The 13645-nt window shown below is 56.1% G+C and carries 14 protein-coding genes and 2 tRNA genes; 7 read left to right on the forward strand and 9 right to left on the reverse strand.

Features of this window, described 5'->3' with window-relative positions; all coding sequences use genetic code 11:
- Nucleotides 1-2: 2 nt before the first annotated feature.
- On the reverse strand, nucleotides 3-464 hold the full coding sequence (locus tag TSA66_RS12070) for a CBS domain-containing protein (RefSeq protein ID WP_052452271.1): 462 nt from the start codon (nucleotides 462-464) through the stop codon (nucleotides 3-5).
- Nucleotides 465-622: 158 nt separating this feature from the next.
- On the opposite strand from TSA66_RS12070, the gene TSA66_RS12075 reads away from it, so the two are divergent.
- Nucleotides 623-859: a hypothetical protein gene (locus TSA66_RS12075; RefSeq protein ID WP_157691668.1), complete on the forward strand. Its 237-nt coding sequence runs from the start codon at nucleotides 623-625 to the stop codon at nucleotides 857-859.
- Between the two features lie 110 nt (nucleotides 860-969).
- Here TSA66_RS12075 and TSA66_RS12080 read toward each other — a convergent pair whose 3' ends face one another.
- The 4 genes from TSA66_RS12080 to TSA66_RS12095 all read right to left on the reverse strand — a co-directional run bounded on the left by TSA66_RS12080 (nucleotide 970) and on the right by TSA66_RS12095 (nucleotide 2818).
- Nucleotides 970-1227, reverse strand: coding sequence for a WGR domain-containing protein (locus TSA66_RS12080; protein ID WP_052452272.1), 258 nt, complete (start codon nucleotides 1225-1227; stop codon nucleotides 970-972).
- Between the two features lie 131 nt (nucleotides 1228-1358).
- Nucleotides 1359-1434: transfer RNA gene (locus tag TSA66_RS12085), tRNA-His, on the reverse strand.
- A gap of 82 nt (nucleotides 1435-1516) precedes the next feature.
- Nucleotides 1517-2362 (reverse strand): glutamate racemase, encoded by an 846-nt coding sequence (gene murI, locus TSA66_RS12090; protein ID WP_040040213.1) that lies wholly within the window; start codon nucleotides 2360-2362, stop codon nucleotides 1517-1519.
- Between the two features lie 9 nt (nucleotides 2363-2371).
- Nucleotides 2372-2818 carry a MarR family transcriptional regulator gene (locus TSA66_RS12095; protein ID WP_052452273.1) on the reverse strand — a complete coding sequence of 149 codons (447 nt, stop codon included), beginning with the start codon at nucleotides 2816-2818 and terminating at the stop codon, nucleotides 2372-2374.
- A gap of 256 nt (nucleotides 2819-3074) precedes the next feature.
- Here TSA66_RS12095 and TSA66_RS12100 point away from each other — a divergent pair, with 256 nt between their 5' ends.
- Nucleotides 3075-3644 (forward strand): YIP1 family protein, encoded by a 570-nt coding sequence (locus TSA66_RS12100; RefSeq protein ID WP_040040214.1) that lies wholly within the window; start codon nucleotides 3075-3077, stop codon nucleotides 3642-3644.
- 115 nt (nucleotides 3645-3759) lie between these two features.
- On the opposite strand, the gene TSA66_RS12105 is transcribed toward TSA66_RS12100, so the two are convergent.
- Together TSA66_RS12105 and TSA66_RS12110 are read right to left on the reverse strand one after the other, a co-directional pair.
- Nucleotides 3760-5292 carry a fumarate hydratase gene (locus TSA66_RS12105; protein ID WP_040040215.1) on the reverse strand — a complete coding sequence of 511 codons (1533 nt, stop codon included), beginning with the start codon at nucleotides 5290-5292 and terminating at the stop codon, nucleotides 3760-3762.
- Between the two features lie 15 nt (nucleotides 5293-5307).
- Complete coding sequence (locus TSA66_RS12110) at nucleotides 5308-5937, reverse strand: YqhA family protein (RefSeq protein WP_040040216.1); 630 nt, start codon at nucleotides 5935-5937, stop codon at nucleotides 5308-5310.
- Nucleotides 5938-6251: 314 nt separating this feature from the next.
- Here TSA66_RS12110 and acs point away from each other — a divergent pair, with 314 nt between their 5' ends.
- The 4 genes from acs (at nucleotide 6252) to TSA66_RS12130 (ending at nucleotide 10725) form a co-directional block, all read left to right on the forward strand.
- The gene (gene acs, locus TSA66_RS12115; RefSeq protein WP_040040217.1) at nucleotides 6252-8234 is read left to right on the forward strand and encodes an acetate--CoA ligase; all 1983 of its coding nucleotides are present in this window, start codon (nucleotides 6252-6254) and stop codon (nucleotides 8232-8234) included.
- A 159-nt stretch (nucleotides 8235-8393) separates the two neighbouring features.
- Nucleotides 8394-8484 (forward strand) — tRNA-Ser (locus TSA66_RS12120).
- 162 nt (nucleotides 8485-8646) lie between these two features.
- Nucleotides 8647-9711 (forward strand): site-specific integrase, encoded by a 1065-nt coding sequence (locus TSA66_RS12125; protein WP_040040218.1) that lies wholly within the window; start codon nucleotides 8647-8649, stop codon nucleotides 9709-9711.
- A 51-nt stretch (nucleotides 9712-9762) separates the two neighbouring features.
- Nucleotides 9763-10725 (forward strand): hypothetical protein, encoded by a 963-nt coding sequence (locus TSA66_RS12130; protein ID WP_040040219.1) that lies wholly within the window; start codon nucleotides 9763-9765, stop codon nucleotides 10723-10725.
- Between the two features lie 341 nt (nucleotides 10726-11066).
- Here the strand turns inward: TSA66_RS12130 and TSA66_RS26880 are convergent, their stop codons facing one another.
- Entirely contained in the window at nucleotides 11067-12452 is a 1386-nt protein-coding gene (locus TSA66_RS26880) for a hypothetical protein (protein WP_157691669.1), read from the reverse strand.
- A gap of 334 nt (nucleotides 12453-12786) precedes the next feature.
- Here TSA66_RS26880 and TSA66_RS12140 point away from each other — a divergent pair, with 334 nt between their 5' ends.
- Nucleotides 12787-13197 carry a hypothetical protein gene (locus TSA66_RS12140; RefSeq protein ID WP_157691670.1) on the forward strand — a complete coding sequence of 137 codons (411 nt, stop codon included), beginning with the start codon at nucleotides 12787-12789 and terminating at the stop codon, nucleotides 13195-13197.
- Nucleotides 13198-13448: 251 nt separating this feature from the next.
- Here TSA66_RS12140 and TSA66_RS27710 read toward each other — a convergent pair.
- Nucleotides 13449-13645 (reverse strand): hypothetical protein (locus tag TSA66_RS27710; RefSeq protein WP_232429459.1); only part of this gene is annotated, 197 nt, incomplete at its 5' end.

Raw genomic sequence — 13645 nt, forward strand, 5'->3', positions numbered from 1 at the left:
AGCTATCCACGTACCCGCTCTTCGCGCCGTTGGGCGCTGGTAATGGCCTGGACGAAGCCTTGCATTTCTTCCGCCAGGATTTCCAGCAAGTCGTCGAGCGTCACGATGCCGATCAGCACGGCGTCATCCGTCGTCACCGGCACACGCCGTACGCCGCTCTGGCGCATCAGGTGCAATACGTCGTTCAGCGATGCATCGGGGCGTGCGGTGACGACCTCGCTGCTCATGATGTCGCCGACGCGCAGGCTTTGCGGGTCGAAATCGCGCGCCACGGCGACGATGGCGATGTCGCGGTCGGTCACCATGCCGGCCACGACGCGGCCAAGATCGGCTTGCCTGATCACGACCAGGCTGCCGACATGCTGGTCGCGCATCAGCTCGGCGGCTTCCTTCACGCTCATGTCTTCGGTCGCAAAGACAACCTCCCGGTTACAGATCTCGCCTATGTCCATTTTTTCATGCATTCCTTCCTCCGTAGTCCACGATGAACGAACCAAGTGTGTGCCTGGCGGCCTGGCCAGGATTGAGATAACTCAAGGCTGCCGTGTTCGATCTCGACGCCCGCCTGCCCGATGGCGAAAATGAGGGAAGACGCTTTCTTGCAGGATTCCAGGACCCGATCATGAGCAAAGAACGCTTTTCCAATTTCGAGTTTGACTTGTCGGCTGGCCGGCACGCCGACAGCGGCCGGTGGGTGCCATACCTTGAGATCCGGGATTACTCGGAAGATCATGAAGCCGGCGAAGTGATTTTCCCCAGGCAGCCGATCGCGGAAGACGATGTGTTCGATTCGGAGCAGGCCGCCATCGATGAAGCCCGGCGCTTTGCGATGGCCCATGTTTCATCCGGGGAGTTCTAGAATATGCTTCGCAAGCGCTAAAGTTTGCGTTAGCCGTGCCGTAGACAGGGATGTAGTTCCCAAGGTCGTTTTGAGCCCTCCGGTGCAAGCCGTCGAGGGCTCTCTTATTTTTAAGCCGGCTGATAGCCGCGCTTTTCACGCATCCGGGCAATGGCTTGGACCAGCGCCATGCCGGCTTCGAAGGAATCGACGTGCGTGATTCTCTTTCCCCGGAGATTGTTTTCCTTGCGCGCCCAGGAGCGCGTCACGGTCCATTGATCGAACAAGTCCCGGTCCAGCGCGATGCTGTAAGTTCGCGTTGCTGATGTGAAGTCCAGGCGGACAGGATGGGGAATGGAGCGGGTGACGGAGTCCGTTGGGTCGATCATTTGCGCATTCGTTTCCTGGAAAATCTTTTCTGTCTGCTGATCCGCGCCGGCGGCGCGAAAGGCGGATGCCTTTTATTGCAATTCCAAAAACAAAAAGCCCGGCCATGAGACCGGGCTTTTTGCTTGAATCTTGGGGTGGCCGATGGGACTCGAACCCACGACGACAGGAATCACAATCCTGGACTCTACCAACTGAGCTACGGCCACCATTGAAAGACATCGCCTGGCTCAACACCAAGCAAGCCCGTAATTATACAAACTTCGCTGCAAACTGGCAAATCCCATGTGATTAGTCAGATGCGGCAACTTTCGCCACCGGCGGATGCAGGTTGAGCAGCTTGGCAAACGCGCTCGAAAGCGCGGTTTCGCTGCCAGTGGTAAATCCTTGCACCGTGCCGTTGCCCTCCGTACGCAGCAGGCCGCGTTCCGCCAGCCGCCGCGCTAGTTGCCGCGCCACCGGTTCGCCGGTATCGACGATCGCAACGGACCGGGAAGTCGCACGGCCGACGATTTCCTCGAGCAGCGGCAGCACGAACGGATAGTGCGTGCAGCCCAGCACCAGCGTATCGGCGCCTTGTTCGAGCAGCGGCGCGACATAACGCTGCAGCAGTGCTGCTGTGGCGGCCGAATGCAGCTCGCCTTTTTCGACCTGGTCCGCCAATCCTTTGCAGGGCTGGGGCAGGAACCGGACATTGGTCGCGGCCGAAATTTGTTCGCGCAGCAGATTGAACTTGGCGCTGGCAAGCGTGCGCTCGGTGGCCAGCACGCCGACCGTGCCGCTCTTCGAGAGTGCGGCGGCCGGTTTTAAGCCCGGTTCGACGCCGACCACGGGCAGGGCGGAGTAGCGCTCGCGCAGCGCCTTGATGGCGGCGGCGGTGGCAGTATTGCATGCCACCACCAGGGCCTTCATCCGGTACTGCATCAGGAATTCAGCGATCGCCAGCGAACGCGCGACGATTTCGCTCTCGCTCCTGCCCCCGTAGGGCGCATAGCCGGAGTCGGCAAAGTACAGCAACTGCTCGCATGGCAGGCTGGCGCGGATGTATTTGAGCACCGACAGCCCGCCGATGCCGGAATCGAACACGCCGATCGGCGCATCGGAAGCTGGCTGTGAATGTGACTGAATTGCGACCATGTCGCGCGGTTATCCCACAAAAAAATCGGAATGCGAGGTCCGGCCTCCGTACGGCGCCGCCAGCACATGCTGCAGTTCGGCCACCTGGCCGCGATGCAGCAGTGCCAGCTCGCGCAGCAGCTCCGCGCCCTTGGGCAGCAAATACACTTCGACGCAGCGCTTGTCGTCCCGGCCCGGTCGGCGCGCCACCAGGCCAGCCTTCTCGCAGCGCGAGGTCAGCGCGACGACGCCGTGGTGGTGCGCCTGCAAGCGTTCGGCCAGCTCGGCAATGGTTGCCCATTCCCTGCCGGGGTAGCCCTTGATCTGCAATAGCAGCAAGTACTGCAGCGGCGTGATGCCGTGCGCCTGCGAGATTTCCTCGCTAAATCGCAGAAAGCGCCGCAAGCGGTAACGAAAATCTGCCAGGGCTTCGTAATCCAGTTTTGAAAGCGAATCGGTGGGGGCGGCGCTGGGCATCAGGGGTCGGGGGAATCTGAATGAACTCAGAACGCGATGATATACGATCGTGTGGCCTTGCAAGGTAATTTATGGCGTTCCCCGGTGAGGGAGGCATCGGCTTGAGATCGCGGCGCATGCATCGCGATATGGACTTTTTCCATTTTGTATCATAGAGTGATATAAATTATCGCCCAAGCTGACATCCGGGCAGTCGTGTGGCGGCACGCGAGCCGCCTCAATACAGTGGCCAATCGGCGGACAAGGAGAAGATCAAATGAGCCTGCTCAAATACGCGAAAATGCCGTTCTCGTTCCAGGACGGATGGGATCAGATCAGCGCCGTGCAGCCTTCGGTGTTGAAGACGTTCTTCCTGCTGGTGCTGCCGCTTTCGCTGCTGCCGCCGGCCATGCTGCTGTATGCGGGCGGCCATCACGCGCTGGCGTACCGCCTGGACGCGGACATCGCGCATTGGCTGGAGATGGCGCAGGTGTTCCTGGCGGCGGAGCTGATTACCGTGCCGCTGATGGGCCTGGTGATCAAGCAGGTCGCATCCACGCGCCATATTTGTGCCGATTTCAAGGATACCTACCGGCTTGCCGCGATTACTGCCGTGCCGCTGTGGCTGTCCAGTCTGGGACTGATAATCCCGCAAATGTGGCCGATGATCGGCGTGATCGTGCTAGGACTGGGGATCGCGGCCAGCGTGCTGTACCGTGGCTGCTATTTTGTACTGAAGATGCGCGATCCGATGGATGCGCAGTTGCTGAGCTGCGAGGCGTTTGCCTTCGGTGCGATGGTGTGGGCGTTGCTGTGCGGCTTTGTGCTGCTGAACCTGATGAATTGATGAAGAGAGTTGCGGGAGAGTAGAGGAGACACCCCGGGCCGCGACCCGCATGCGGTGGGGTAAATAAAAAAGAAAGGGCACGCGTTTGCGTGCCCTTTTCTCATTTCTTAGCCGTTCAGGCGGGCGTCACGGAAATCATCTTGCCAGCCGCAATGCGCTCCTGCCACTCCTTCGGACCGGTGTTGTGCACCGAGACGCCGTTGGCATCGACGGCCACCGTCACCGGCATGTCCTTGACCTCGAATTCGTAGATCGCTTCCATGCCGAGGTCGGCAAAACCAACCACTTTCGCGCTCTTGATCGCCTTCGACACCAGGTAAGCGGAGCCGCCAACGGCCATCAGGTAGGCCGATTTGTGCTTCTTGATCGACTCGATCGCGACCGGGCCACGCTCGGCCTTGCCGATCATCGAGATCAGGCCGGTCTTTTCCAGCATCATGTCGGTGAACTTGTCCATGCGGGTCGCGGTCGTCGGGCCTGCCGGGCCGACTACTTCATCACGCACCGGATCGACCGGGCCGACGTAGTAGATCACGCGGTTGGTGAAGTCGACCGGCAACTGTTCTCCCTTGGCGAGCATGTCCTGGATGCGCTTGTGCGCGGCATCGCGGCCAGTCAGCATCTTGCCGTTCAACAGCAGGGTCTGTCCCGGCTTCCACGAAGCGACTTCTTCACGGGTCAGGGTGTTGAGGTCGATGCGCTTGGACTTTTCGGTGTCCGGCGTCCAGTGCACATTCGGCCACTCGGACAGTGACGGCGGTTCGATGTAGGCCGGACCGGAGCCGTCGAGCACGAAGTGGCCGTGGCGGGTCGCCGCGCAGTTCGGGATCATCGCGACCGGCTTGGATGCGGCGTGCGTCGGGTACATGTTGATCTTCACGTCCAGCACCGTGGTCAGGCCACCCAGGCCTTGCGCGCCGATGCCGAGTGCATTGATGCGGTCGCACAGCTCGATACGCAGTTCTTCCAGCTTGTTCTGCGGTCCTCGCTTCTTCAGCTCGTACATATCGATGTCGTCCATCAGCGACTGCTTGGCCATCAGCATGGCTTTTTCGGCGGTGCCGCCGATGCCGATGCCGAGCATGCCCGGCGGGCACCAGCCGGCGCCCATGGTCGGCACGGTCTTCATCACCCAGTCGATCAGCGAGTCGGATGGGTTCAGCATCACGAACTTGGTCTTGTTTTCCGAGCCGCCGCCCTTGGCCGCGACTTGCACGTCCACCTTATTGCCCGGCACCAGTTCCATATGGATCACAGCCGGGGTGTTGTCCCTGGTGTTCTTGCGCTCGAACTGCGGATCTGCTACGACGGAAGCGCGCAGCACGTTGTCCGGGTTGTTGTAGCCGCGGCGCACGCCTTCGTTGACCGCATCTTCGATCGAACCCTTGAAGCCCTCGAAGCGCACGTCCATGCCGATCTTCAGGAACACGTTGACGATGCCGGTGTCCTGGCAGATCGGGCGCTTGCCTTCGGCGCACATGCGCGAGTTGGTCAGGATCTGCGCGATCGCATCCTTGGCCGCCGGGCTTTGCTCCACTTCATAAGCGCGCGCCAGGTGCTGGATGTAGTCCACCGGATGGTAGTAGCTGATGTACTGCAGCGCCGCGGCGATCGATTCGATCAGGTCTTCTTGCTTGATGATAGTCATGATGATTGCTGAGGGTCAGTGAGGTTGCTTGGAGTGTTGATCGGGGGCGGCCATGAGGCGGTCGCACATTGCGATCGCCATTGCCGAGAGCAGGAACACGGCGTGGATGCCGGTCTGTGCGACGATGGTCTTGACGTCGTACGCGCTGGCATTGATGAAGGTCTTGAGCAGATGGATCGACGAAATGCCGATGATCGCCGTGGCGAGCTTCACCTTCAGCACGGAGGCATTCACGTGCGACAGCCATTCCGGCTGGTCGGGATGCTGTTCGAGGTTCATGCGCGACACGAAGGTTTCGTAGCCGCCCACGATCACCATGATCAGCAGGTTGGAAATCATCACCACGTCGATCAGGCCGAGCACGACCAGCATGATCGTGGTTTCGTTCAGTTTCGTCGGACGGGTTGCGCCGTCCACCGCTACCGCATCGAGGATATGCTGCAGCGCGGCCTGGTTGCCGAGCGCTGCGCCGATCAAGTCCGACAGTTCGACCCAGAAGTGGTAGACGTATACGCACTGCGCAAGAATCAGCCCGAGATACAGCGGCAACTGCAGCCAGCGGCTCATGAAAATAAAGTTGGGCAGCGGCCGGATGGGCCGGGTGAGGCCGGTGTCGCGCGGAGTAATGTTATCGCTGTTACTCATGCTGAATTTTGAATTACAGGAGGGAAATGAGACCCTCGCATTTTACACGCCCCGGCAACTTCGCTGCCCGGTTTCTTGCGATGCAACATCGACAACAATGCTGAGATATCTCAACTGTACCGGGATAGGAGCGCCTATAACCAATCGCCTGGGCGGGGCGCGGAAGGCTGGCTGGCTTGCATCTGCCCGTTCACTCATTGCGTATTCTCCCGTCCGAATTTTTTACCGCGCCGTGCTTGCATGAAAAGCATGTAAGGCGCTAGTAAGAGTACCTGTTTAACTTTGCATCATCTAATTCGCACCGGGAGATAACCATGTCAGACATCGAAACCTTAAAACAAGAAAATCGCGTATTCGAACCGCCGGCGGAGTTCGTGAAGAACGCGAACATTTCCGGCATGGAGGCCTACAAGGCAATGTGCGCTGCAGCAGAGCGCGACTACGAGGGATTCTGGGCCCAGCTTGCACGCGACAACATTCAGTGGCAAAAGCCATTCACCAAGACGCTCAACGAAGCCGACGCGCCGTTCTACAAGTGGTTTGAAGACGGTCAGCTGAACGTTTCCTACAACTGCCTCGACCGCAACCTCGCCAACGGCAACGCTGGCAAGACCGCGATCATCTTCGAAGCGGATGGTGGCCAGGTCACCCGCGTCACTTACAAGGAATTGCACGACAAGGTGTGCCAGTTCGCCAACGGCCTGAAGTCACTCGGCGTCAAGAAGGGCGATCGTGTGGTGGTTTACATGCCGATGTCGATCGAAGGCATCGTCGCGATGCAGGCCTGCGCCCGTATTGGCGCTACCCACTCGGTGGTGTTCGGCGGCTTCTCCGCCAAGTCGCTGCAGGAGCGTATCATCGACGCCGGCGCGGTTGCCGTCATCACTGCCGACGAGCAGGTGCGCGGCGGCAAGCAGCTGCCGCTGAAAGCCATTGTCGACGAGGCGATCGGCTTGGGTGGCTGCGAGCATCTCAAGCACGTCGTGATTTACCAGCGTACCGGTGCCAACATCAAGCTGGTCGAAGGTCGCGACCTGTGGATGCACGACGTCGTCGCCGGCAAGGCAACCACCTGCGAGCCGGAATGGGTCGATGCCGAGCACCCGCTGTTCATCCTCTATACCTCCGGCTCGACCGGCAAGCCGAAGGGCGTGCAGCATTCTTCCGGCGGCTACCTGCTTTGGGCGATGCTGACGATGAAGTGGACCTTCGACATCAAGCCGACCGACGTCTTCTGGTGCACCGCCGACATCGGCTGGGTTACCGGTCACACCTACATCACCTATGGTCCGCTGGCCGTGGGCGCAACCCAGATCGTGTTTGAAGGCGTGCCGACCTACCCGAATGCCGGTCGTTTCTGGGACATGATCCAGAAGCACAAGGCCACGATTTTCTACACTGCGCCGACCGCGATCCGTTCGCTGATCAAGGCTTCCGAAGCGGACGCCGACGTGCATCCGAAGAAGTATGATTTGTCGTCGCTGCGTCTGCTGGGTTCCGTCGGTGAGCCGATCAACCCGGAAGCCTGGATGTGGTACTACAAGAATGTCGGTCGCGAGAATTGCCCGATCGCCGACACGTTCTGGCAAACCGAAACCGGTGGTCACATGATCACTCCGTTGCCGGGCGCAACGCCGATGGTGCCGGGTTCCTGCACGCTGCCGCTGCCTGGCATCATGGCCGCCGTGGTGGACGAGACCGGCCACGACCTGCCGAACGGGCAGGGCGGCATTCTGGTTGTCAAACGTCCGTGGCCGGCCATGATCCGTACCATCTGGGGCGATCCGGAACGATTCAAGAAGAGCTACTTCCCGGAAGAGCTCGGTGGCAAGATCTATCTCGCCGGTGACGGTGCAGTGCGTAACGAACAGACCGGCTACTTCACCATTACCGGCCGCATTGACGACGTGCTGAACGTTTCCGGTCACCGCATGGGCACGATGGAAATCGAGTCCGCGCTGGTCGCCAACCCGATCGTGGCCGAAGCCGCCGTGGTCGGAAAGCCGGACGAAACCACCGGGGAGTCGATCTGCGCCTTCGTCGTGTTGAAGCGCGCTCGTCCAACTGGCGAGGAAGCCAAGCAAATCGCCAAGGAACTGCGTGACTGGGTCGCGAAGGAAATCGGCCCGATCGCCAAGCCCAAGGAAATTCGCTTCGGCGACAACCTGCCCAAGACCCGTTCCGGCAAGATCATGCGCCGCCTGCTGCGCGTGCTGGCCAAGGGTGAGCAGATCACGCAAGACGTATCGACGCTCGAGAATCCCGCTATCCTGGAGCAGTTGAAGCAGGCGCAATAAGAAGCCCGCGAGAACGAGGAGGCAAGAAGAGCCGGCGCGGCCACAAGCTGCGCCGGCTTCTTTATTAAGGGAAATTTTTGGCGTTGCCGATGAAAAGTTGCAATAAATCGGCGGAGTTTTGTTATAATTTGCGGCTTCGCGAAAGCGAACCCGAATCCAGGAGAGGTGGATGAGTGGTTTAAGTCGCACGCCTGGAAAGCGTGTATAGGTTAATAGCCTATCGGGGGTTCGAATCCCCCCCTCTCCGCCACTATACTAAAACCATTAAAAATCAATGGTTTGCAAGGAAAAAAGAGGGTGCTAACCACACCCTTTTTCCACACCCCTCAGCAGCACCCTCCCCACGTAACATCTTTAACCCTCCACGGGTTTAAATCCCTGTCCGTATTGTTCCGCACTGAGGAGGTCGATCATGGCATCCATTGACATGCGCGGAAAGCGCTACCGCGCCCGTATCCATCTTGCGGACTATCCGCTGGTCACCAAGACCTTTGAGACGCATGATGCGGCCTCGGCATGGGCTGCGGAGGAGGAAGCGCGAATTCTTGCGTTACGTCCCTGTAAGGCGACCAAAGAAGAAAAAATAACAAGTGCTTTCAGGAAGTCCGACTGGTCCCGGTTCAAGCATCCCGACTACACATCTCCAGAGCCCGACGATTCAACTCCTCTGCTAAGGGAGGCGCTCTCAAGATATGCACTGGAGATCTCCACGATGAAAAAGGGGCGGGACCAGGAGATTGTCCGTATAAAAACGTGGATGAAGAGTCCTCTTGCTTCTTTCACATTGGCCCAGATACGAGGCAAGCACTTGGCACAATATCGGGATAGCAGGCTTGCTTTGGGGCTAAGTGGAAACACTGTGCGGCTCGAACTTGCTTTGATTTCCCACGTTTACCGCATTGCCCAAACAGATTGGGGATTTGAAACCCTGCAAAACCCAGTTAAGGCTATGAGGAAACCGAAACCTCCCCGTGGACGTGATAGGAGGCTTCTTCCTAGAGAGGAAAAGCTCCTCTTGGAGTACTGCGATAGCATGGGCCTTGTAACGCTGAAAGCGATCATTGTCTTGGCTATCGAGACCGCAATGAGACGAAGCGAGTTGGGGGCGCTGCGGTGGATGGACGTGGACCTAGAAGAGCGGATGGTGTATCTCCTTGAAACCAAAAACGGAGAAAAGAGGGTGGTCCCGCTTTCCACCCGAGCTGTGGCTGCTTTCAAGACCATTCCCAATACATCAGGCACTTTAGTTGTCGGCTGGCACTATGACGTAATCACGGGGCAGTTCAGCTTGGCATGTAAGAGATGCAGTATTGAGGGGCTGCGCTTTCATGATCTGAGGCACGAGGCAACGTCCAGATTGTTTGAGAAAGGATTCAACATGGTCGAGATTGCGACTATCACGGGGCACAAAAGCTTGTCCATGCTGAAGCGATACACGCACCTGAAGCCATCTAACCTTTTGGGCAGGCTTGGTTAAGACGGGCGAGGAGAGATGCACGGGTTAAGGAGGCTTTCATCAGTGCTATGCATGTCTATACTATTGTTCTTAAACAACAAAAAATTAATCATGCATAAAGAATCTACTTTGAAAATCGCCCTCTACCACCTTGATATGACTGTGGCCGTTAGATGGTTTTCCATTGGTGCTGCTATTGGCATAGCAGGTTGGATATGGGGAACCTCTTCGATTCCTGTTTGGGCATTAATCATTGCAACGGGCTTCGGATGGACATTGCTCATACTGTTGCTCACAGAGGTTCTCTTGTCCTTCATTGCATTTCACTCAAAGCGGCGAGTGGGGCACCTCGCCCATGGGGATTTTATGAATTTCTTTAGGTTGGTTCACCCAGGGCTATTGCGGGCGGGAACTGTATTTTTGGGAGTGGTAGTTATTGCAGTTTTCTGCTGGGTCGTGACTGACAGTGGCAAAGCAATTGGGACTGCACTGTATGGCTCATTACTAGCCGTTGCCTTGCTGTGGTGTTGGGGCGGATTGGCTTGGATAGATTCTGAACTGCGAAAAGTTCGCCAAGCAATCCCACACGTAATTCATCGCGCCGAACACATCATCATCATCAGCCCTGAGTTAAAGAAAAAGAATACAAGGAGGCTCGTAATCGCCTCAATAGTCACATTCGTTGGGATTTGTGGAATGATCTATTCCGAACAGAAAATGCCTAGTGATTTTTCCTTCGTTTTTGAGACGGCGAAATGGGCGTTTGGCATGACCGCATCGACCATCATCGCACTTTCAGGGCTTCCTGGTATTGCATATGGACGTTTAACATCTCGACATTTAAAAATAATAGATCTCATATGGGTGCTGGCATCGGCAGTCGCAGTGATATTTTCAGTCGTTCAGGTCACCCAACTTTACGCCGACGCTCATAGGGCGACTATCGCCAGAAATGTTGAAAATGCACGTGCGAAGGCCAAAGACTATATCGGTGGCCTTATCCATTCATGGAACGGGCCGTACTCCATCTATTGATGAAGTACAGGGTGTTCACTAACTGCGACTCCTTGGGAAAATCAAGGAAATAAGCCTGAGTGGAAAAACAATGGCATATTATTGAATCGTTGTTTCTCCTCCTAAACACTCTCAAAAGACATTAAATACTTCCGCATGAGAGTTTCCTTGATTTTGTTGTGAACCGACGCAAGATGTCCTAGCGAAAGTCCGCGTTTTTCATGTAAATCACTTGATGACAAGATGGCGCAGTCATGGAATCGCTATGGCAAGTTGTTCCGACCATAAACGACTGACTTCCTATTAGTGTTCGCGCTCATTCAAGGTGTCTTAATCTTCCTACTATCAAACATTACCCTTGCTTAAGTTGGCAAATTGATCCGGCAGTGCTTCGTAACCGAAGGTTGCGCGGTCGCAGATGCTGCCTTGGTATAGGAGAAGTCAAGTTCATAAGCGAACGTGCTGACAACTACCGACGTGGATGGCTTGAATCCGAATGTAAAAAGCAGGCGCTTGACGCTGCCTGCGACGACTTTCGATTGCGGAAAGGTGTTCATCGCCACTGCGTATTGGTCGCGGAAGGGATAGTTACTGCTGCCAGTTTCACGGGGATTGAAGGCGAAAGCTACTGTCCCGGTAGAGCTGTTGTCGGGGATCGGCATGGTCTCAGTGGTACCCTCTGAGGTAAAGGTGACCATTTTCGCCGCACTGTCTATTGTGACTGAGCATTGGCCATTACCGGAAGGATTGATTCCTGCGTAAGTGCCGTCCACGCAGGCCAAGTTCGTCAGGGCCGCCAGTCCGGTTTGCCCTGCCCATGTTTTCGGACACTGCCGAAGTTGCTGCGAGGTGCGCGTCGTGCCGGGTTGCGTCCCCAGTTCATTTATTGCCAGCGTACCGTCAAGCACGATTTCTCCTCCCTGATCCAGCGGCACCCGAACATTGGAAAATTCCATGTTGGAGCCGTTGACCCCCACATTCATGCCGGGGCAGCTGTCGTTGCAGGCAATGGCACCAGTGAACAGAGAGGAGGTAACAGTCGGGTCAGCGGCATGGACCCGGACTTCCCAGCCAAGAATTCCCATTAGCGTAACGCCGATGAAGACACTCTTTCCGGCAGTGGGGTCGTATTGCCCGGCGATAAGATTTCCGGGGCCTGCAGCCTGCAGGCGGGGAAGCAGCGCGGTCCAGCTGTACATATCGAAATTCGGAACTGGATCATGGACCGGATAATCGTTCGGCGCAAACGACGTAGGAAAGGTATTTGGTTTGGCCGCGCCACTGAAAGTCAGTGTTCCCCAGTTGCCTGCGGACGGAGATCTCCAAATGGTTGGAAATACCGCGATCGGATAGTCATGCTGGAATGTACCCACGGTTGCCGTGATCGTGGTTTTTTGTGGCACTTCCAATGCGCCCACAGCTGGTGGCGTATAGGTAGTGCTGTCACCCTGCGCGTTGCTGAACGAGCCGAACTTCGGATTGATGGTCCAGTTCGTTGGGGCGGTCGATGCTTGCGACGCTCGATTGATGGAAAAGATGCCCGAGTGGCCTCCGCTGTAGGTGGCGTTGCCTGTTGCTGCATAGCTGCTGGAGAGAGAGAAATCAACGCCGCGTTCACTTGCTGCACTACTATCCGCTGCAGATAATTGGCTTTCTGATCCGCCGCCGCAACCACTGATACAGCAAACAGCAGCAACTATCACAAGCGATAAAACAGATGACGGAATTGCGTGATGCGCCAAGATCATGGTTCCTCTCTCTTCGGTGTCGCGGTATGTAGCTTAAGGTCTCTATGCGGGTGATGTGCTAATGACTTCCAGAAAAAATGTGATTCAATTGCTAAGTTATTAGCATGGCAATTTAACCATACAAGAAAGGCTTATGAGGATTTTATTTTTCGTAGCAAAACAGCCCGCAGCCGAATCAGTCAAGATTTTTGGGGGCAGATTTAGGGGCATTTCTCGCTTGTAAATGGTGAAAGTCGCTTATCAATAAGCGTTTCGAGGCCTGATTTGACTCCCCCCTCTGCTATGACCTCGCGATCACTCAATTTGCATGGACAATGAGGGCCAGTCAACAGTCATGAAATCCGCCGAGCTTTGTGAAAAGTATCAAGATGCTCTTAGTAAAAAAGACTTTTCGGCAATCCAGACTTTATTTACATCAGATGCAGTGATCAAAGCTCCGATTTCGGGAGCTGTTACTGTTGAGTGTTTTCATGCCTACCTGTTTTGTAACACGAAAAAGACCATGGCGAAGTTTCCCAACGTCCTTAAATCACGCTACAAATTCGCATCTATCACCATGCAGTTCAGCTATACGCTGTTCATAGCAACCGGAGATGCAATTGGCCTCGATGGCGTCGTTGCATTCGAGGTTGATGAAAGCGTCGGGAAGTTCAAGAGAATGACCGTCATCTATGATGCTTCCGATCTACGGCGCTTCATGGATAACGCAGGTGTTGCGGGGCCGATTACTAGTTTGTCGTTGTGAAAGGGGCGCTTGATGAGGGGGGGGGCTCTGGTGCCCGAGCCCAAATTGCTCTAAACGCTTTTTCGCTTTCTCATGATCGATCCAATCCTGGGTAGCTGCTGACTGCAGCTGTCGAGCCTTTGAAATCCAGTTGTACGTAATGGCCTAAGGGGGGAGGCGAGCCTTCCTCCAAAAGATCATAAAACCCACGTGGCTTGTAGCCTTGTGGTTTTTTGTCAGTGTGAATAGCCTTGTAAGCCCAATAGGCTCCGTCAAGTTTTGGCTGGAAGAGGGGGGTATTTCGATTGCTGGCGGTGAAATATTGCTGCGCTACTGATTTGCCATTTGTCTGTGGCTGGTGCGGCAGAGCCTTCAATATCAAAATGACATTGAATATATTCTTCTATGCAGCGTTTTGCGGTTTTTTCTAAAAACCTCTTGCGCAGTGGATGGCGGCTTGCTATAGTTC

Origin of the sequence: Noviherbaspirillum autotrophicum (assembly GCF_000818395.1) — a bacterium.
Taxonomy (GTDB): domain Bacteria; phylum Pseudomonadota; class Gammaproteobacteria; order Burkholderiales; family Burkholderiaceae_D; genus Noviherbaspirillum; species Noviherbaspirillum autotrophicum.